We start from the raw sequence: 19996 nt of genomic DNA, 5'->3' as shown, positions 1-19996 counted from the left end.
GATAAAATAAAAGCCTAAGTCCTTTGTTAATAAAGGCTTGGGCTTTTTTGATAAGAAGCTCGGCGATCCTATTTCTCTGAAATGCTATATCGAGAATGTAAATGCCAGATAAGCTCTCTACGGCTGCTGACACCTGCTTTAGCGAAAATGGATTTTAAATGATCCTGAACCGTGTAAGCAGAAATATGTAACTCAGCAGCCAATTCTTTAGTAGATAATCCACGAATTACTCCTTCAAGTAAATGCTGTTCCCGTTTCGTCAGATCATACGCTTCTGCAATGATAGGAAGCATATCTGCTGGACGTGCAGGCTCGAATGAAATAGCGATTTGCGTCTGACCGTCGTATGCATGAAGCCGGCTAGCCCGGATCACTAGATAAGGTCCTTCTGACATCCGGATACAGGACTTAGCCATCCCCGAAGATTCAGAGGGACTATTGATTGCTTGTGTGCTCACCGCCCGAATTGGACGTGGCAGGATATGGTGATCAATTTTTTCTAATGAACGAAGTTTCTCTAACCAGCGGTCTGCTGTAGGATTGGAGGAGAGGAGCACTAGTTGATCAGAAAGGACAGCAATTCCGGAACCGTAATCTTCTTCCAGCCAAGTCTGATTTCTCTCAGGCAACTCAAGACTGAAAGCCCGCATTCTTGCGGCAATCTCAGGAAGCATTAAGGCTATCCACTCACAATCCTCCCGCGAAAATACAGGCTGACCCGACTTTCTGTAAAGTGTCAGATACCCCCAACACGCATCTCCATGAACAAGTACAGCGCGTAATTCATCCTCAAATCCTGCCGGAGATAGTACCTTTTGATAGCGAGCACTCAAATCTGGCTGCCCTTCGGTTGCTTCATATAAAGTAGCTACGTGCATTTTACTATGAACCATTTGCTCATAGGGATTAATATCGTCTTCACCGTATTCGATCTGGAACAAGTGATGGTGAATGGATTCCACGTTATCTTCTGTAACTGCACCTGTCGAGAGTAGTGTACGTGGATCAACATGGGTACAGCAGGCAGCATCAAAGGGTACAGCATCGCGTAAAATCGACAGTAATGAAGTACGGTAGCTATGTGAAGAATCAGAAACAGCACCTAACCTTATGATTTGTTGTTTAATATGATTAAGTTGTCTTATGGTTTTCATAGGTCAGCCCTCTAGTCATGGAGTATAAAAACAGGTATCCCACATTTATGGGATAGTGAATGTAAACCATATCCGTATAATTGAGAATGGTTCTTAATTATTTCTATTATATAGGATGCGGTGATAAAATGCAGAGAAAAGAAGATATTGTAGTCGTCGGTGGATATGGCCATGTAGGGCGTACCATTTGTGAAATCTTAGAGAAAAAATATCCTGGAAAGGTATATGCTGCAGGGCGAAGCCTTGTAAAAGCAAAGCAATTCAGTCAAGCAACTGATGGGAAAATTAAGCCGATGCAGGTGGATATTAATAAACCTTTACCTACTGATAAGTTAGAACGAGTTAAATTAATCATTATGTGCTTAGATCAAACGGATACAGATTTTGTAAGAGCTGTGTTTCGAAGCGGTATTCATTATGTGGATGTATCTGCGAACGGTTTGTTTTTGAATGAAATTGAGAAATACAAGAGAGAGGCTGAAGATAATGGGTCAAGTGCTGTCTTAAGTGTAGGACTTGCTCCCGGCATCACTAATCTCCTGGCCCTTGAAGCAGAGCGGCAGATGGATCAGATCGAGGAGATAGAAATTGCAATTATGCTCGGACTAGGTGATTCTCATGGCAAAGCGGCGCTAGAATGGACAGTCGACAGTTTAGCAGCTAAGTTCGAAGTGAAGCAGGGTAATCGCCAGGTTGAGGTGGAGAGCTTTACAGACAGAAGGTTATATCATTTTGGTGATAAGATGGGTAATCGATATGCTTACCGTTTTCCATTCTCAGATCAACAGACACTGAGCAGAACACTGAAAGCAGCGTCTATCTCCACACGATTTTGTCTTGATTCAGCTATGGTTACTAAAATACTGGCAATAACGAAAAAAACAGGAGCCGTTCGCTTACTGCAAATAGGCTGGCTGAAGAATTTAATTGTTCGTGCTATGGGGCGGCTGCATTTGGGGGATGATGGGTTCGCTATTAAGGTTGAGGCAAGTGGAAGAAATTTAGAAGGTAAATTACTTCATGCGGATTTTTTATTACAAGGAAAGAATCAATCTATCATTACGGCAAAAGTAACAGCGGCAGTAGCAAAACATCTATATGATTCACCACCCCCAGGTGGAGTTTACCATATTGAGCAGCTGACTGATATAGCGTATATACAGAAGGAATTAGGATCAGCAATTTCTCTCAAGACTGCGGTAAACTAGTATAATATTAATCATATAGAAAGGGGCGTCATAGAATGAATAGAAAAGATTGGGAGCTGTTGAACGGTCATAAAGCGGGCGTGTTTTGGTTCACAGGATTATCAGGTTCAGGAAAAAGTACACTAGCACAACAAGCTGAAAAAGAATTGTTTAAGCAAGGCATAAGATGTGCTGTGATCGACGGCGACCAGCTAAGAAAAGGTTTAAATATCGATTTAGGTTTTTCAGAAGAGGATCGTAAAGAAAATATGCGGCGCGCGGCCGAAGTAGCGTCTATGTTTTTGGACCTTGGCTTTATAGTGCTTGTCCCGATGATTTCACCTTCTTCAGCTGCTAGAGAAGCGATTAGATATCGTTTTCAGTCTGGCGAGTTTGCAGAGATTTATGTGCAATGTTCATTAGAAACCTGCGAACAACGTGATCCTAAAGGGTTGTATAAGAAAGCTAGAAAAGGTGAAATTCGTGAGTTTACAGGTATTGATGCTATTTATGAACCCCCTAAACATGCCGAATTGACAGTTGACACAGAGATTTACAATATGGAGAGCAGTGTGAATCTGCTAGTTGATTTTGTTACACATAATTACGCTAAAAAGATATAGTGGGAAGTTAACAGAAGCCTAATTAAGTAGGGCTTCTTTTTTTGCATTCTCAAATGGAATTTTATCGCATAAAGGGAATCAAGGTGCTACAATATGAATGAACAAAAATAAATTCATTCATATTTATCGGGATTATTCAAAATATGCGATATATGGAGGACTCCAAATGAAAAAAGTTACTGCATTTATTGGGAATCAGCAAAAGCATGCGACCTTTGAAGCGGTTTGTGAATTTGGCAATAATTTAAAAGCATATGGTGATATTGAATTTGAGTATGTCTTTTTAAAAGATTATCGGCTTGAATATTGCCGGGGCTGTAAGATATGTTTCAATAAAGGTGAGGAGTATTGTCCACTAAAGGATGATCGTGATGTATTGATGGAGAAAATGATTCATTCTGACGGGGTTATTTTCGCTACCCCTAATTATGCATTTCATGTATCGGCACCGATGAAGAACCTCTTGGATCGGCTTGCCTTTGTATTTCATAGACCTCGTTTCTTCGGAAAAACCTTCACGGCTATTGTCAATCAGGGGATCTTTGGAGGCAACAAAATTGAAAAATATCTTAGTAATATGGGCGAGAATTTCGGATTTCAAGTCACAAAAGGCTGTGTCTTGACTACTTTGGAACCAAGAACAGAAGTTGCGCAGAAAAAAATGACGAGAGAAATTAAGAAAGCCTCCGAAAGATTCTATAAGGACCTCATGTCACCTAAGACTCCGGTTCCTTCATTTTTCAGGTTAATGCTGTTTCGAATGTCACGTACAAGTATAAAAACAATGCTTGATGATCATTCCAGGGATTATCGTTATTACAAAGAACAAGGCTGGTTTGAGTCGGGTTATTATTATCCTGTTTCATTGGGTCCTATAAAAAGGACAGCGGGTCTGATCTTTGACTTTATTGGGAAACGAATGGCTAAGAATTCGTAACCATAAAGACACTTCTCCGTATAAGATATGAACATGACCGACAATTAACCAAAAGAGAAGTTGAGGTAATCCACCTATGAATGTAAATTTAACCGATCATGCCGATTCAGCCTATTCGCTAGCCGAGCAGAGGGCGGCTCAGTATTTTGTTTCACTGCATATGCAGTTCAAAGAAAAAACGTATGTATCTACTCTGACTGAAGATATTCAATTATGGAAAAAACATCATATTCATCGCCGCTCATGGTTGTCCTTTTTCTCTAGAGGGAAGAGGAAACCTGATTCTCAGGATTATCATAAGTATATAGGGTGGCTGAATCTTTCCGGTAAATTGGATGATTATTTAGATCGGAGCGTTTCCTATTTATATATGAGAGATCTGGGCAAAGCCTTGGATTCTCCTGACACACAAAACAGGATTAAGCGAATGGTTGCTGACATTAGATCTCAATTGATCCCAGACGGTTCAACAATGATAAGAGAACAATCGGAATTTATGAGCTTGGCAGGAGTATATCGCTGGGCGCAAAAAGAAGGCGTCGAGACCGCCACCATCTGGATGATCGACAAGCTAAAGAACGTATCAACCCATATTCCGCAGGAAATGAATGCCGAACAAGCGCAGCGTAAGTTAATTAAGATCATTATCGGGGTCATTCTGCATGTAATGGAGGAAATGGGGGAGAGTACCCCACCTTTGGAACGTTCTAAGAAGCTTAGTGAAGCCATTAGACTTGGTTATTCTTATGGGCTGACTTACCCTTTTATTGATGATCTTCTCGATTCCAGTGTCTTAACGCTTCAAGAAAAAGAGCAATATTCCCTCATGATACGCGACGCTATCCTTACTAGATCTGTGCCTGAGCTTGGAGAATGGTCCGGAGAGAACATGGAATTCATTCGATACGTACATTCGGAGCTTAGTGAAGCTTTCGAATATATTAAAAGCTATCAACGTCCAGAAATGCAGAACATATTTTTCGAGCAATCCTTTGTGTTTTTTCAATCTCAGGAGCTGGACCGTGTTAAGGAACTTTCCAACGCTAAATACACCAATGAAGAGCTTTATATCCCCATTATCTTAAAATCCTCTTCTTCCCGTTTAATTGTCCGATCCGTTATTAGTGCTCCTACAGATGATGGATTTGATCAACGTACTTTTTATTATGGTCTTTACAATCAACTGGCTGATGATTTTGCGGATATGTTTGACGATATGAAAGAGGGAGCGGTAACGCCGTATACCTATTTTCTGAAATACCGTGATCAACGTTCAGATTTGATAAACCCTTTTGAATTATACTGGACCGTCATCTCTCATCTAATCCATTCCGTATATCACTCCGATGCCAAAACCCGTGAAGTGATTCTAGATCGAGCAATTAACGGTTTGAAGCGTTGTAAAGAACGTGTGGGTACTGAAAAGTATAAAGAGATTATGGAGATCTTTGCTTCGGGTCAACCCGAATTTAATCATCTCGTGCAGCAAATGGTGTTGAAAGCTGATGATGTGGATTTTTTTGACAAACTACTAAGAGATCAACTGCTTACGAATTTAAAAAACAACAAGCAGGAAAAGGTGGATTTTCACAATACGATTCAAAAGGTTCGTGGTGAAATCAACAATCAATTGCCGATTAATAAACCTGTTGGGACACCAGCTATGAAAGAAATGTTAATTGATGCAGCCAATTATTGTTTAGAGGGTGATGGCAAGCGAATACGACCTATCCTGACTTGGGTTATGGGTGTGAACGAATACGGATTAGACAGCGCAGCAATTGTGCCGCTTTTGAGGTCTTTGGAATATATGCATACTGCATCCTTAATTTTCGATGATCTGCCCTCTCAGGATAATGCCCCCACTCGAAGAGGCCGTTCAACTCTACATGAGGTGTATAATAGCGCTACGGCGGAATTGACAGGACTCTTTCTAATTCAGAAGTCGATTGAGGAACAGGCATCCCTTCATACATTCGATGCTAAATCCGTAATTGCTTTAATGCAATATTCAGCTCAAAAGGCGGAAGATACCTGCATGGGGCAAGCGATGGATTTGAATTCTAAAGGAAAAGCATTGACGCTAGAGCAATTAAATATGATTTGTTTCTATAAGACGGGCATTGCGTTCGAAGCTTCACTAGTTATGCCAGCGATTCTTGCACAGGTTAAGGAGACAGAAATTGAAGATTTGAAGAAATTCGCTTATCATGCGGGGATTGCTTTTCAGATTAAAGATGATTTACTCGACTTGGAAGGGGATTTACAATTACTAGGTAAGCCGACAGGGCAGGATGTTGAGAATAACAATGCAACGTTTGTATCCATTCTGGGTTCAGAAGGTGCTAGAAAAGAGATGTGGGAGCACTATTGTCTTGCCATGGAGGCGTTAAAAGAGATCCCCCGCAATATCAATTTTTTAAAACATCTATTGAATTATATGGTTAATCGTGATCGATAAATATAAAAATGGAGTGTTGGCATCTTTGCCAGCACTTTTTTATGAAAAAAATCAATCGTTTTTACGTTCAGCTCCGTCTTACTTATAAGAACATCAGAACGATGACTTTATCCTAATACCGACACTGACAAAAAAAGAGGGGGTGTAGTGAGTGGTGGATAGGACGATGGACGAGGTCAGAATGGTTGATTTTGCCCGTATGGATGAGGAAGTTTTCTTTAAACGCCTGTATGTGGAGCATCGGAAAATGTACACCGTCGCTTATAGTTATCTACGAACAGAAGCGGACGCGTTAGAAGTTGTACAAGAGGCTTCATGTCGGGCCTGGATGAAACGTAAGAAGCTTAAAGATGAACAGTCATTTACACCTTGGTTGATTCGAATTACGATCAATTGCTGTATGGATGAACTACGACGAAAAAAACGAGTGATTCCTACGGAGAAGCTAGCAGAGGTTGCCACTCAGGAAATGAAAAGCAACGACCGGATTGATCTGGAACGCGCTATGAACAGGTTAAAGCCCAAATATCGGCATGTGGTACTTCTTAAATATTACAATGACATGACTACAATCGAAATCGCAAAAGTGCTAAAAAAACCAGAAGGTACAATCAAAACCTGGTTACGTGAGGGACTTAAACAGCTTCGTAATGTGCTGAAGTGATATGGGAGGTGAACAGAGTGACAGATAAAGAAGATCGTATTTTGCAGAAAAATGTTGATGAAATGAATCAGAATACTGAGACTTTACAGGAAATGAAAATTTATAACGCGATGCGAAAGGGAATTATGGAAGGAAAAAAACGTGAGAAACGCCGTGTTTATACCGCAGGTTTGGGAGTGATTGCAGCTGCAGCCGTAGCCCTATTATTTACATACTCTTCAATCGGATTGCCGGCCAAGGAAGTGGCCCAACCTTCAGTTCAAACCGCCAGCCCTAAAAATACAGATGATTTTGCAGCTTATCGCTCATTTTCAAGGTTAGAACCAGCACTTGCAAGTGCTCTGGAACAGAATCTCGTGATGCCGGTGGGTCAGAGCGCGGAAAACAAAGGGTACCGAGTGGATGTAACTGGTGCAGTAACAGATGGAAGGAAGGTGTATATTCTATACAGTGTTCAGAACAATACAGACAAAGAAGTTATACATGCGGATTTTGCGCTTCAATATGAAGGCATACAGGAGTCGAATCTACATAAAGGTGCTGCACTAAGTATGCTTGCCAGCGATAACCGAATTCAACCAGGCCAGTCTAAGGATTTTATATACACCACTAGTCTTTCACCAACGATTAAATATCCAAAGGAAGTAAACTATAATGTCATTCTCACTGAAACTTCAGATAAGGCGCTACAATCCAGTAGTAATAAATACCGGACTAATCTGGATGTTGCTTTCGAACTTAATCCTGATATGCTCAAAGCACAGGAAAGAATTCTAAAAACGGATAAAACGCTGACAGTTGACGGGCAAAAGATTAAAGTGAATCTAGTGCAATATACACCGCTTAGTACCTATGCAGATTTGGAGTATGATCTGAACAATGATAAACAAATTTTCCAATTGATTAATCCAGTTCTGATTAGTACAAATGGGGGTGCTACCGAAAAATTATTTTACCCCGACATCGTCAACTCTGACAATTCTGAAGTCTATTCGGACAACACCAAGTTTACGCTGGTGTTCAGGAACAGCCAGAGCGGCCTAAAGCATCAGCCAGACACCGTTTCATTAAAAACCTTTGGTATCTCGGCAGTCGAAAAAAATAAAATGAAAATTGTTGTCGATCTCAATAAGCAGCAAATCATTGAAGCACCGGGAAGCGGCCTTGAGCTTGTTGCTCCAACGCAAGAGAATTATGCAGATGAAGGAGAGATCTTGTTACGGCATACAATTACTGATGCCGAATATTTAAAATACTACACTAGACTTGCTGAGACTTTTACTGATGCGGAAGGAAATGTGCATAAAAGAGCAATCAAAACAACTTCGGCAGGAAACTTCGGTGGCTACATGACTTCAAAGGATGGTACAGCCGTGGATGAAATGCGTTATACTTTTGGAAAGGGAGCGAAAGATTATCCTCAACCACTAACGATTACGCTAGAGAAATATATCAATCCGATTATGGATACGCAAGCCGTAGAGTTATTTTCTAAGTAATAGATTAAGCTTAACGATTAATAATCTTGTATTTGTTGTAATCCTATAGGAGGTAGTTATGCGTAAATATAACACTGTAATCTTTGATGTGGATGGAACCTTAATTGATACAGAAATTGCTGTTTTGAGTTCTCTGCAAAAGATGTTAAAGGTGGATCACAACAAAGAGTATGAATTGTCAGAGCTTAATTTTGTGTTAGGTATTCCAGGTTCAGCTTCATTACCGCAACTTGGGATCGAAGATATTCATGAGGGCAATGAGAGATGGAATGTTTACATGAAAGATTTCTATGATACTATTAACATCTTTGACGGAATTGTAGATGTAATGAGTTCATTACAGTCAAAAGAGATCGTTCAAGGAATTGTGACTTCCAAGACAAGAGATGAGCTAAATGACGATTTCGTTCCATTTGGCTTAACTAAATATTTATCATATACCGTTATCGCAGAAGATACAGCAAAGCATAAGCCACATCCAGACCCCTTGCTAGAATTTATTAGAGTATCAAAAGCAAACCCTGAATCATCTATTTACATAGGGGACACGATTTATGATTATGAATGTGCACGAGATGCTGGTGTCGATTTTGGATTAGCTTTATGGGGATGCAAGCAGCATGAGCATATTCCCGCGAAATATAAATTTGAAACTCCGCAGGATATTTTAAAGCTGCAATTGTAAAGTGAATAGGATGAATATAAAGCAGAGCGGCATTTTGCCCTCTGTTTTTTAATGGAAATACCTTCATTGTATGTTCTTAACATTGACTCTTCTCTTTCTTATCGTTAATATTACCTCTGTGCTTCATTGCCCAAAAGCCTAAAAGCTTAAAAGTAAGGAAGCGCCGCATTCTTCGGATTTTATCCCAATCACAATGTTAAGGAGCACTATCGTTATGGACCGTCAGCTTAGTTTTTCAAAAAGTATGATTATCATCGCCTTTATTCTTGCATTTCTTTTTGTATCTATTTTCCTATTAAAAGCAGAACCTCATATCCCGCTTCTCGCAACCACAGTTGGCACAGCAGTCTTATTGGGTTTATTTGGCGTGTCATGGAAAGATATTGAGGCTGCTATCATCAAAGGCATACAAACAGCTATAATGCCCATTCTTATCCTCATGCTAATCGGAATATTGATCGCTGTATGGATGATGAGTGGTACGGTGCCTACACTTTTATTTTATGGTATGGATTATATTAATCCGAACTACTTTGCAGTAAGCGCGTTATATGTCACAATTGTCGTCTCTATGTTTACTGGAAGCTCATTCACCACCGTTAGCACGATTGGTGTAGCTTTGATGGGTATTGCTTTGACGACAGGGATTTCTCCAACACTTGCTGCTGGAGCGATTATTTGTGGAGCTTGTTTTGGTGATAAAATGTCTCCTTTATCTGATACTACAAATTTCGCACCTGCAGTGGTAGGTATATCCTTGTTCACACATATTCGTAATATGATGTACACAACGATTCCAGCGCTTATTATAACTACTGTCTTTTTCTTGTTCGCACCAAAAGCCGATGCGATTGATTTATCGTCGATTCAGGGGATTAAGTTTGCTCTACAGGATGGATTTAGTATTCACTGGTTAACGTTGATCTCACCACTTGCCGTTATTATTTGCTCAATCAAACGAATCCCAATCCTTCCTACACTGATGGTTGGCATTGTCACTGGTCTTCTGGTGACCGCTATTATTCAGCAGCAGGCAGAAATCGGTGTCTGGTTCAGTGTGATGCAGAATGGATACGAAAGTACTATTGCCAATGAAACCGTTGCTTCTATCGTTAACCGAGGTGGAATGCAATCAATGATGAGTTCCGTTTCACTTATCTTGATTGCTTTATCATTAGGCGGACTAATACAACATTGTGGTGTCATAGAGGCTTTTTTTCGCAAAATCATTCAACCCCTCAAACGTAAAGGCAGTATCGTGCTTATGAGCGGCGCATCATCCATTGCGGTTAATGGGATGACTGGTGAACAGTATCTTTCTATTTTGTTGCCCGGTCAAATGTTCAAAGATGAATATAATCGCCGCGGCATTCCAGCAAAGACACTATCCCGTACGTTAGAGGATTGTGGAACCCTTGTTAATCCTTTAATTCCTTGGGGAGTTAGCGGTGCTTTTTTCGCTGCTACACTAGGTGTACCGGTAATTGAATATATACCTTATGCCACCCTTCTGTGGTTAAGCCCATTCATCACGTTTGCGTATGCTTTGATCCCGAAGCTGCAAAAGAACTCGTTAGGCTAACCTTCTCTGAAAGAATGTATTTATTGAACGGATATAAAGAATAATAAGAGTGATTTCTGATTTATATCTGGGTAATTCAGCGGGGGTATTGATAGTGAGTCGCAATAAGTTGCAGGATAGAATCAGGTTAGCAAATGTCGAGACTAAACATGCAGAGCAATTTAATAATTTATTACGTTATGTATTTCAAGTGACGAATCGTGATTTACAAATCTTTGGTTGGGAAAATCGTGAAATCACCCAAGCGAAGCTGCCAGTTCTAAAGTATGCTGATGTAGTCGGTTGGTTTGATGGTGATAAATTGATTTCACAGTTAGCAGTATACCCATTTCAAGTAAATATTTTTGGGCGAATTTATGAGATGGGTGGCCTGACGGGTGTTGGAACCTATCCCGAATATGCTAATTTAGGTTTAATGAATAAGCTGATGCTGCATGCATTAACTAAAATGCGGGGCCGCAAGCAATCAATTTCTTATCTATTTCCGTATTCCATTCCATATTATAGGCGGAAAGGCTGGGAGATCATTACCGATAAAATCTCATTTGAAGTTCCGGATACCCAGCTGCCGAAAACTAAAAAAGTTCCTGGGAACGTGGAGCGGGTAACTATTGAACATCCGGATATCAAGGAGATATATGATCAGTTCTCCATGCAGCATCATGGAGCTATGCTTCGAAATAAGTTGGCTTGGGAAGAATATTTACGCTGGGATCTGGATGAAATGACGGTAGGCATCTATTATAACAATGATGATTTGCCCACAGGGTATCTGTTGTATTGGGTTGCTGAGGAGATCTTTTATATCAAAGAAATGGTTTATATCAACGAAGAAGCTCGGGTGGGATTATGGAACTTTATAAGTGCACATTTTTCGATGATTACTCTTGTCAAAGGGGATATTTATAAAGGGGAGCCGCTTTCCTTCGTTTTAGATGATGGTGACATCAAGGAAACCATTGCTCCTTATTTTATGGCCCGGATAGTGGATGTGCAATTATTTATCGAACAGTATCCGTTTAAAAAACAGGATAAAGAGGGTTGCCTTATCTTCACCTTGAGTGATCCGATGCTGGAATGGAACCGGGGTACATTTACACTTAATGTGGATAAAGATGGAACAGGTGTTTTGCACGCAGGAGGGACTAACCCTTCCTTGTTGATTGACATTCCTACTTTAACCACGATGTTAATGGGCTATAAGCGACCTACCTATTTGGCTAGGATCGGTCGGATCCAGGCAGATGAAGCAACAGTTCAGTTCTTGGAAGGGTTAATCAGGCCAGAACATCCTTATTTCTCTGATTATTTTTAAAAAGCATACTCTAATGAGTGTGCTTTTTTGTTCTTTTATAGTAGAATTGATTCTCGGCAACACTAAATGATATGGGGTGTAAGAATGGCGATTAATTTCACCAAACCAATGATCCAAAGGTTAGAACAAGAAATCATAGAGGTAGAGAGCAAGCTCAAAAACGTGAAGAACAAAAAGGAAAAATCCAAATTCAAAATTAATCAATTAGAACAGGATATGAAATTTAGCAAGTCTCACACAGATTTGAGCAGTAAAATGACGCGAATCAAAAAGCTTAACGATGAAATTAAAAACATGAATCGCCTGCAAGCTGATCTTTCCAAAGAATTAACAGCAAAGAAAAACTCGTTAAAAAAACTCCAGGTAAATGCATCTATAGTGACCAGTGATCCTACTAAAGGATAATCGATCATGGCTGCACAGATAAAAAACCGCGTAATTGGCGGTTTTTATTTTTTTACCAGCTCATCTGTTTCTCCCCTTAACAAGGAAATCTCATGCTTATAGGGTGCGTTTACATATTTCTTTTCACCGATGGAGGGAGTCTCTAGGAGTTTGGGAATAGCTGGAAGTTATTCAAAAGAGACTCCACATTCACTACCTTTTCCAGCCATAGTTTCTAATGAAACCTGAACATTTCGTTTATCTGTTAGCACTTCGTTTAAGCCTTCCACGATCCGAGAGATGCCGGCTTGAGAGCCAGGATGTAGGACGATTTGGGTTGAACCCAAAGCTTCTGTTCTTATGATTTCTGATTGAAGAAACTCTATACTATGCTCAAAGACCTGTGCCGAAAGTGTATTTCCTAAGTTAACAATAAATGGAGCGTGTACAATAATATTAGAAATACCGTTATCTCTCATATGAGCATGTCCTGCTTCAATATTCAAAGCTTCAATGGGTTTGCGGCGTGTATTTTGTGGGGCTCCGGTATAAAAAAGGAAGGTGGTCGCTCCATAAGAAGCTGCCTCTTCACTAGCTCGAAGGAGCATTTTTGTTCCGGTCATAGACACATGAGAGCCTAGGAGTAAAGACATCGGGGTTGACACTTCCTTTCCTCAGAATACAGGAAGTTTTTTAGGGAAGATCAAGGTTGTCTTATCTGATCTATTATTTATGAGAGACAACCTTAGCGACCCGGAATTTAGCGCTAATTAGCGGCGAAAATAGTCTCGCCTTGAATTGGTTTTAAATCTTGCTCCCATTTAACTCTGATTGCCCGGGAAGTGAATAGATCAGCTCCATCTGAGATTTGGAAGTGTAGATGGGCCTCGCTCGTATTACCAGAATTACCTGTTAAGCCAATAACCTCCCCTTTTTCGACTTTATCCCCCGGTTTTACAGTAACTGACCCTTGTTTGAGATGCGCCAAATGACTATATTCCCCGCCATGATCAATGACAACGATATTTCCGGTAGCTTGATTCGGATTCATGACCCCAACTGGCTCATTGTCTTTAATGTCATTCACAACCGATACAATGGTGCCGTCCGCTGGAGCGAGAATGTTTTTGCCAAAGGCATAATAGCTTTCATTTCTTAGTGGGTCTCCTTTATAGGAATAGTTATCTTTGGTTTGGATAAAATCGTAAGCGTAACGCTGGATTTCTAACTCATAATGATAATTCACAAGCACATTCTCGCCACCCCAAAACACATACCAATCCCCCTCAAACGGCAGCGCGTATTCATGTTTACTTAGTACATTGTCGGTTTCAGGAGAAGGGATAAACTCTTGAACTTGAATTAATGTAATCATCCCATCCGGATCAAACATCCCGACGAGCCCCTTATTGCCAGCATCACTAACCCATGTGCGTCGATCAAATCCATTAAGCTGCATGGTCGATGCCTTTTCCAATGTATGGATACCCTTAGTGAATTCTTTTCCTGTCTCTGCTAATTCTGCTTCACTTATTTCATCTTTTAAAGGCTGGTTAAAGCGGGCATACAACTCCTTATACTTCCCGTCCAGTAGAATCTTTGATAGTTCATCTGGAGCAAATCCGCTCAGAATGGCAGCTGTGGCCGGGTTTGTTGTCTGCTCCGCCTTTTCAGTAGTCGGCACATCAGCATTCTCTCCTCCACAGGCAGCCATTAATAAAGACAATGACCCTACAGCCAAGACAGTTCTTGTATTCAAAATAACTTTATGAATGATTTTTTTAGGTTTTTTGTTCATATATATCGCCTCCCAGTATTACGATTGTAGCAGTCTATCCTTAGCTCTTCTGAAATTCTATATTAACACTTACATAATTTACTAGCTATTTAATGAATACGAATTAAGCTTCCGTTAAGATTAGTAAGATTGCTAGCCAAAAAAATCATGCTATGATGATAAAAACGTCTATTGTGAAAGGGAAAATTTATATGAATGAGGCTTCAATTTTATTGGTTGATGATGAGGTATCACTTTTAGACATTATGGAGACAGTGCTGCGTAAGGAAGGCTACGTCAATATAGATACAGTGCAAACAGGTGAAGAAGCAGTAAGTGCCTGTGAATCCAAAAAATATGATTTAATTGTGCTGGATGTAATGCTGCCCGGACGAAGTGGCATCGAAATCTGCCCTTTTATCCGGCAGACGACGGATGCTCCTATTCTTTTTCTGACTGCTCGGACGTCTGATTTCGATAAATTAACGGGCTTTGCTATAGGTGGAGATGATTATATCACTAAGCCCTTTAACCCGCTTGAAGTGGTGGCTCGTATAAGAGCACAGCTGCGGAGATATTTTGCTTCTGCTAACCAACAGGCTACTGGCAAGAGTGTAGAAATAGTCCCCCATAAATCTGCAAATGTATATGATTACGGAAGGTTTAAGCTAGATGAGACAGCGGGAGAACTCCTGGTAGAGGGTCAGTCTGTTGCTTGTCCGGCACTTGTATTTCAACTGCTGGTCTTCCTATGCAAACATCCCAATCAGATTTTCAGCAAAAGTGAGTTATATGAGAAAGTATGGGGCGATGAAGCACTGAGTGATGATAATACGGTCATGGTTCATATTCATCGAATTAGAGAACGTATCGAAGCAGACCCGTCCGATCCAAAATTTATTGTTAACGTTAGGGGCCTTGGTTATAAGCTGGTGAAGGTAGACCGCCAGGAGTTGTCCATGCCATGAATATCAAACGCCGGTTAACGTTAAGGTTCGTTCTACAGCTAGCTATTACGGGAATGGTTGTTCTCGCTATTGCAGCAGTAACGTTTACTTGGATGCTGTTGCGTTTTCTCGATATCAGTATTACGCGTGATTTTGCTAATGTTGGCTTAGAGCAACTGGTTGAATCCTCCAAAATTGATGAGAAGGGGATTCAATTTTCCCCGAGCTTGCTGGAGCAAGTGAAGAAGAATAAGGGCTGGCTGCAAAACATCGATGAAAATGGAAAAGTTGAAAGTGCCTACAACACTCCAAAAGATGTCCCAATTCAATATGGACCGGGTGAAGTAGTCGCCTATTGGACAGGGACTCAGCCTTTTCCGTATACTCTGGCTGTATGGATTCAAGAGAAAAATGGGAGACAATTCACGCTTCTTTATGGCGCGCCAAATATACTAGATCCTCTGTTAAAAAAAATGAGCGAAGGTACATTTGATGCAGTAGATGGAGATCTGGTTCTGCCTGATTCGATTGAAAGAGAAATTAAATCATCACAGGCTTTTGTTCAACTCATTGATTCATCGGGTACGGAGCTGCTCTCCTATAATAGGCCAAAGATGATTCCCACCAAGTACTCAGTGCCAGAGCTAGCACTACGCACTCTCTACAGTGAACGTTACGGCTATCATGTCCGATCTTCTTTTGATAAACAAACCGGCCAAACATGGATCGTTGGACAACCAAACGTAAAGGGAGCAGATACAGGCCAAAAGGTATGGGTACCTGAAGAGGTTAAAATTGTTATTAAAGGCTCATTAGCAATGCTCGCGGCTTTATTGCTTGCATTTATATTGCTTTCTTTATGGCAAGCTCATAGGTTTGGAGCGCCAATGCTGCATATGCTTGTATGGCTCGATTCCATTGGAAATGCCATATATACAGAGCCTATGGACCGTAAAGGAAATCGTCGTAGTCGAACACACGTAGGTAAATGGAGACGGAGATACCGGGTTTTTTCTGATGTTATGGTATCCATAGAGAAATTATCTGCTAATTTGCAGAGAGATCAAGCGTTGCGGCAACAAACAGAGAATTTGAGGGAAGAATGGATCGCAGGTGTTACTCATGATTTAAAAACTCCTTTATCTTCTATAACTGGTTATGCCCATTTACTGGCGGAGCCTTCGTATGATTGGCCGAAAGAGGAAGTTCGCAAGTTTACAAGGACTATGCTGGATAAATCAGCCCATATGGACATGCTTATTAGTGATCTTGCCATGACCTATCGGCTAAAAACAGGGATCAAGCCACCAGAGCTGATGGAGGTGGAATTGAACACTTGGCTACATCAAGCCCTTGATCAAGCTGCTGCAAATCCCGAATACGGGAAGCAACGAATTATATTTGTGCCGGCACCAAACGAAGTGAGAGCTCGATTGTATACTCCATGGCTAGAGCGGGTGGTCAACAATTTGACTGCGAATGCTTTACTTCATAACCCCTCAGATACGATTTTAACGGTTTCGCTTACTATGAATGATGAGGACAGTGGATTTACTATTCAATTTTCCGATGATGGCGATGGAATGGATGAAGTCACACTTAACCGTCTATTTGAACGTTATTATCGAGGAACGGACACCGTATCTAGCTCCAACGGATCCGGCCTTGGCATGGCGATCTCCAAGGGATTAATCGAATGTATGGAGGGCAGGATTGCTGTTGAGAGTAGCCCTGGACAAGGGACCATTATTAAGTTGATATGGAGCTGATCATAGAACCAGCGTTTTTCCTAACGGAAATGACGGTGGTTTTTTTGTTGTGAATATAGTTTTTTAATTCTTCTGTGTATTATCCAGCCGGAGTTGGGATCATAAATAAGTTGACATCTAAACTGATTGTAACTACAATAGTTACAGGTAGTGGTTAAAAATAAATTTATCATCCTAATTTGAGGAGGAAGTAAAAATGAAAATAGCAATAACAGGAGCAACAGGTCAATTCGGATCATTGGTGATAGAAGCTTTACTTAAAACTGTACCCGCAGGTGATCTTGTAGTTAGTGTGCGGAACCCAGAAAAAGCAAGTGATCTTCAGGCGCGTGGAGTAGAAGTCCGTCATGGTGATTTTGATCAACCTGAGACGCTGGAATCAGCATTTGCCGGTGTGGATCGACTATTAATTGTATCCGCAGATGGTGATAATGAAACCCGGATTCGTCAACATAAAGCAGCTGTTGTTGCTGCGGAAAAAGCAGGCGTTGGCTTCATTGCCTACACAAGTGTAGGACAAGCAGACAAGAGTGAACTATTTCTTGCTGAAGTTCACCGCATCACCGAAGAAGCTATTCGCGCAACAGGCATTCCTTACAGCTTCCTCCGTAATAACTGGTATTTGGAGAATGAGATCGGCTCCATTCAAGGCGCTCTAGCAGGTGCCCCATGGGTGACTTCAGCAGGGAACGGTAAAGTTGGCTGGGCTACACGCGGAGATTATGCAGAAGCTGCAGCAAATGTTCTGACAGGTGACGGACATGAGAACACAGTGTATGAATTGTCTGGCAAACCTTTAACACAAGAGGAATTGACTGAGATCATAGGCACTGTAATCGGTAAAGAAATCAAAGTAATCCAGGTTGACGACGAGGCTTATGCCAAGACCATGTCGGAGGTGGGTGTCCCAGAAGCTGCGCTTCCAATAGTTGTAGCTATACAACGTGGTATTCGTGAAGGTTGGCTTAATATTGAAAGTAGCGATTTAGAGAAACTGCTGAAACGTTCAGCTACTCCTCTTGCGGATGTCATTCGTGTTATGGTCGGTAATTTACAAGCATAATAATATAAAAGATAAAAGGCTTCCTCGAGGTTGAAAAACCAGTGAGGAGGCCTTTTTTTGTGTTGATAGAGGATGAATCAAATACATAACTTTTCACTATTTTGCCTTGTTCATAATTGTGTTAGTTTAGTTTAACTAGTTATACTAAAAGAAATGGAAGATACTCTGAGAGAGTACATAATCTGGCGAATAAGCGAAGGAGATGATTACAAATGAAAAGAAATATCTTGCTGGTATCTGGAGCGGCGGTTGTTGCATTAGGTGCGTATTTGTTATTGGGAGGTATCGACAAGGATACGCCCTCAGCACAAGATACAACCGACATTAAGCAATTAGTGCAAGAATATAGTTCAAGCAGTATGGAAAACCTGTCCGCTTCTATCACTTCTGAGCAACTTATTGTAACCGATAGTAACAATAAAGAGAAAACTTACGACTTGCCTAAAGATGAGTTTTTTGTTTCTATAGCTCCATATGTGGAGAATACGCATCCTTGCGCAACACATAGCTTGACTGGCTGCCAAGGGGAATTAACGGATGATGAGTTTAAAGTATATATCGAAGACAGCGAAGGCAATGTGATTGTGGATCAAGAAATGAAATCGCTATCTAACGGATTTATTGATCTTTGGTTACCCCGGGACAAACAATATAACGTAACCATTGAGCAGGATGGAAAAGCAGCAAAATCTGAGCTTTCCACTTTTAAGAGTGATAATACATGTGTTACCACTATGCAATTGGCAGAAAGTATCTAAAAAGTTGCAGAGAGAAGACTTGAAAAGCGAATGCTCAGGAGGATGTTTCTTAAGCGATGTCGAAGTCGTTATTCATAGTCCAATCTGATCTTCCTTCTGATGTATTCTGTGTCGGACTTTCGCCAAATGTCCATCGTATCGGACTCTATTGCAGCTATTTTAGATTTTCGCAGCATTTTTCAAGCTTATCGGACTGCATAGCTCTTATTGGCTTATAATGGCACAGAATCGGAGTGTTTTTAGGGAAATAGCTGCATCTGGGTCCGATAACCTGGTGAAATGCCATAAATTTTCGAAATAAGAGCCCCACGGTCCGATCCAGCGGAGAGTTAGAAACTGTTTGGGAAAAGGAACAAAAGTATCACACGAATGATCAAAAGAAATTGCTTTACAGAAGAGAGGAGAGAGATGAATGGTTAAAGAGCTGATCATTGGGGATGTTTTGCAGGAGTTGGCTGGTACGCGTCGGATACTGGAGAAGCTGCCTCAGGAGCATATGACATGGAAACCACACTCTAAGTCAATGAGCCTGGGTGGGCTGGCCACACATCTCGTTAACCTTCTGAGCTGGCAATCCGCAATTCTTCTTTACTCGGAGTTTGATTTGGCATCCGTGGCATACCGACGAGAAGCACTGGAGAGTCCCGATGCGGTTCTACAAGAGTTCGACCTGAAAGCTCGTGAGATTGAGGAATTAATTACTGCAAGCAATGTGGAGATGCTCGGCGCCGAGTGGACCTTGCGGAACGGGGAGCAGATCATCCGTCGTCAGACCCGGGCTGCTGCGCTTCGTACCATCGGATTGAATCACATGGTTCACCACCGGGCACAGCTTGGAGTATATTTGCGGCTGCTTGACGTGCCGGTACCTGGTCTTTATGGACCCTCGGCTGATGAATTAGAATTAGCAAACGGGGAAGTTTGATTAGTGAGGAAGCCCTACACTGCCAAGTAAGTTCAAGATATAGCTCTTACCTTATATATTGGAGTATTAAGTTACTTCCAAACATACGGTAATGGGCTTATTTGCTTTTTTCTAGCACTACACTAAATAAAACTCATGGAGGATCGGGAGGTTTGGGTTGACACTTTAGTTAATTTGGAGATATTATAGATTCATTAAATCTATGATGTAACAGATATTTTTTTGATTTAATAATAGACAAAAAGAGTCTTTAATATCTGCATATA

Annotated in this window: 17 protein-coding genes and 1 pseudogene; 15 read left to right on the top strand and 3 right to left on the bottom strand. The window is 40.9% G+C overall.

Features of this window, described 5'->3' with window-relative positions:
- Window positions 1–68: 68 nt before the first annotated feature.
- Complete coding sequence (locus tag NST45_RS12715) at window positions 69–1154, bottom strand: helix-turn-helix transcriptional regulator (protein WP_076099281.1); 1086 nt, start codon at window positions 1152–1154, stop codon at window positions 69–71.
- A gap of 128 nt (window positions 1155–1282) precedes the next feature.
- Between NST45_RS12715 and NST45_RS12710 the strand changes: the two genes are divergently transcribed.
- From NST45_RS12710 to NST45_RS12665, 10 genes are all read left to right on the top strand, one after another.
- A complete protein-coding gene (locus NST45_RS12710; RefSeq protein WP_076099280.1) occupies window positions 1283–2362 on the top strand; it encodes a saccharopine dehydrogenase NADP-binding domain-containing protein in 1080 nt (359 codons plus the stop codon).
- 35 nt (window positions 2363–2397) lie between these two features.
- Window positions 2398–2964, top strand: coding sequence for an adenylyl-sulfate kinase (cysC, locus tag NST45_RS12705; RefSeq protein WP_038570909.1), 567 nt, complete (start codon window positions 2398–2400; stop codon window positions 2962–2964).
- Between the two features lie 166 nt (window positions 2965–3130).
- A complete protein-coding gene (locus NST45_RS12700; protein WP_076099278.1) occupies window positions 3131–3901 on the top strand; it encodes a flavodoxin family protein in 771 nt (256 codons plus the stop codon).
- 76 nt (window positions 3902–3977) lie between these two features.
- A complete protein-coding gene (locus tag NST45_RS12695; RefSeq protein WP_339825820.1) occupies window positions 3978–6362 on the top strand; it encodes a polyprenyl synthetase family protein in 2385 nt (794 codons plus the stop codon).
- A gap of 166 nt (window positions 6363–6528) precedes the next feature.
- Window positions 6529–7026: an RNA polymerase sigma factor gene (locus NST45_RS12690; protein WP_036678355.1), complete on the top strand. Its 498-nt coding sequence runs from the start codon at window positions 6529–6531 to the stop codon at window positions 7024–7026.
- 17 nt (window positions 7027–7043) lie between these two features.
- On the top strand, window positions 7044–8525 hold the full coding sequence (locus tag NST45_RS12685) for a DUF4179 domain-containing protein (RefSeq protein WP_036677943.1): 1482 nt from the start codon (window positions 7044–7046) through the stop codon (window positions 8523–8525).
- A gap of 58 nt (window positions 8526–8583) precedes the next feature.
- Window positions 8584–9210, top strand: a complete 627-nt coding sequence (locus tag NST45_RS12680; protein WP_036677941.1) for an HAD family hydrolase — start codon at window positions 8584–8586, stop codon at window positions 9208–9210.
- Between the two features lie 214 nt (window positions 9211–9424).
- Window positions 9425–10792 (top strand): Na+/H+ antiporter NhaC, encoded by a 1368-nt coding sequence (nhaC, locus tag NST45_RS12675; protein ID WP_076222563.1) that lies wholly within the window; start codon window positions 9425–9427, stop codon window positions 10790–10792.
- 94 nt (window positions 10793–10886) lie between these two features.
- Entirely contained in the window at window positions 10887–12107 is a 1221-nt protein-coding gene (locus NST45_RS12670) for a GNAT family N-acetyltransferase (RefSeq protein ID WP_036677937.1), read from the top strand.
- An 84-nt stretch (window positions 12108–12191) separates the two neighbouring features.
- Window positions 12192–12512 (top strand): hypothetical protein, encoded by a 321-nt coding sequence (locus NST45_RS12665; protein ID WP_076134909.1) that lies wholly within the window; start codon window positions 12192–12194, stop codon window positions 12510–12512.
- Between the two features lie 44 nt (window positions 12513–12556).
- Here NST45_RS12665 and NST45_RS12660 read toward each other — a convergent pair.
- A pseudogene (locus NST45_RS12660) lies at window positions 12557–13144 on the bottom strand (TIM barrel protein).
- Between the two features lie 113 nt (window positions 13145–13257).
- On the bottom strand, window positions 13258–14289 hold the full coding sequence (locus tag NST45_RS12655; RefSeq protein ID WP_339825813.1) for a M23 family metallopeptidase: 1032 nt from the start codon (window positions 14287–14289) through the stop codon (window positions 13258–13260).
- A 191-nt stretch (window positions 14290–14480) separates the two neighbouring features.
- On the opposite strand from NST45_RS12655, the gene NST45_RS12650 reads away from it, so the two are divergent.
- The 5 genes from NST45_RS12650 to NST45_RS12630 all read left to right on the top strand — a co-directional run bounded on the left by NST45_RS12650 (window position 14481) and on the right by NST45_RS12630 (window position 19730).
- The gene (locus tag NST45_RS12650) at window positions 14481–15236 is read left to right on the top strand and encodes a response regulator transcription factor (protein WP_036677929.1); all 756 of its coding nucleotides are present in this window, start codon (window positions 14481–14483) and stop codon (window positions 15234–15236) included.
- Window positions 15233–16984 carry a HAMP domain-containing sensor histidine kinase gene (locus NST45_RS12645; RefSeq protein WP_339825812.1) on the top strand — a complete coding sequence of 584 codons (1752 nt, stop codon included), beginning with the start codon at window positions 15233–15235 and terminating at the stop codon, window positions 16982–16984. Before NST45_RS12650 ends, NST45_RS12645 begins: the two co-directional genes overlap by 4 nt.
- A 196-nt stretch (window positions 16985–17180) precedes the next feature.
- On the top strand, window positions 17181–18047 hold the full coding sequence (locus NST45_RS12640; protein ID WP_339825810.1) for an SDR family oxidoreductase: 867 nt from the start codon (window positions 17181–17183) through the stop codon (window positions 18045–18047).
- Window positions 18048–18259: 212 nt separating this feature from the next.
- Window positions 18260–18805, top strand: coding sequence for a CueP family metal-binding protein (locus NST45_RS12635; protein ID WP_076105660.1), 546 nt, complete (start codon window positions 18260–18262; stop codon window positions 18803–18805).
- Window positions 18806–19217: 412 nt separating this feature from the next.
- Window positions 19218–19730, top strand: a complete 513-nt coding sequence (locus tag NST45_RS12630; RefSeq protein WP_076099273.1) for a DinB family protein — start codon at window positions 19218–19220, stop codon at window positions 19728–19730.
- The last annotated feature ends 266 nt before the right edge of the window (window positions 19731–19996 follow it).

Source organism: Paenibacillus sp. FSL R7-0163 (assembly GCF_037969975.1).
Classification (GTDB): Bacteria; Bacillota; Bacilli; order Paenibacillales; family Paenibacillaceae; genus Paenibacillus_AQ; species Paenibacillus_AQ odorifer.
This window is presented reverse-complemented; position numbering and strand designations above follow the sequence as displayed.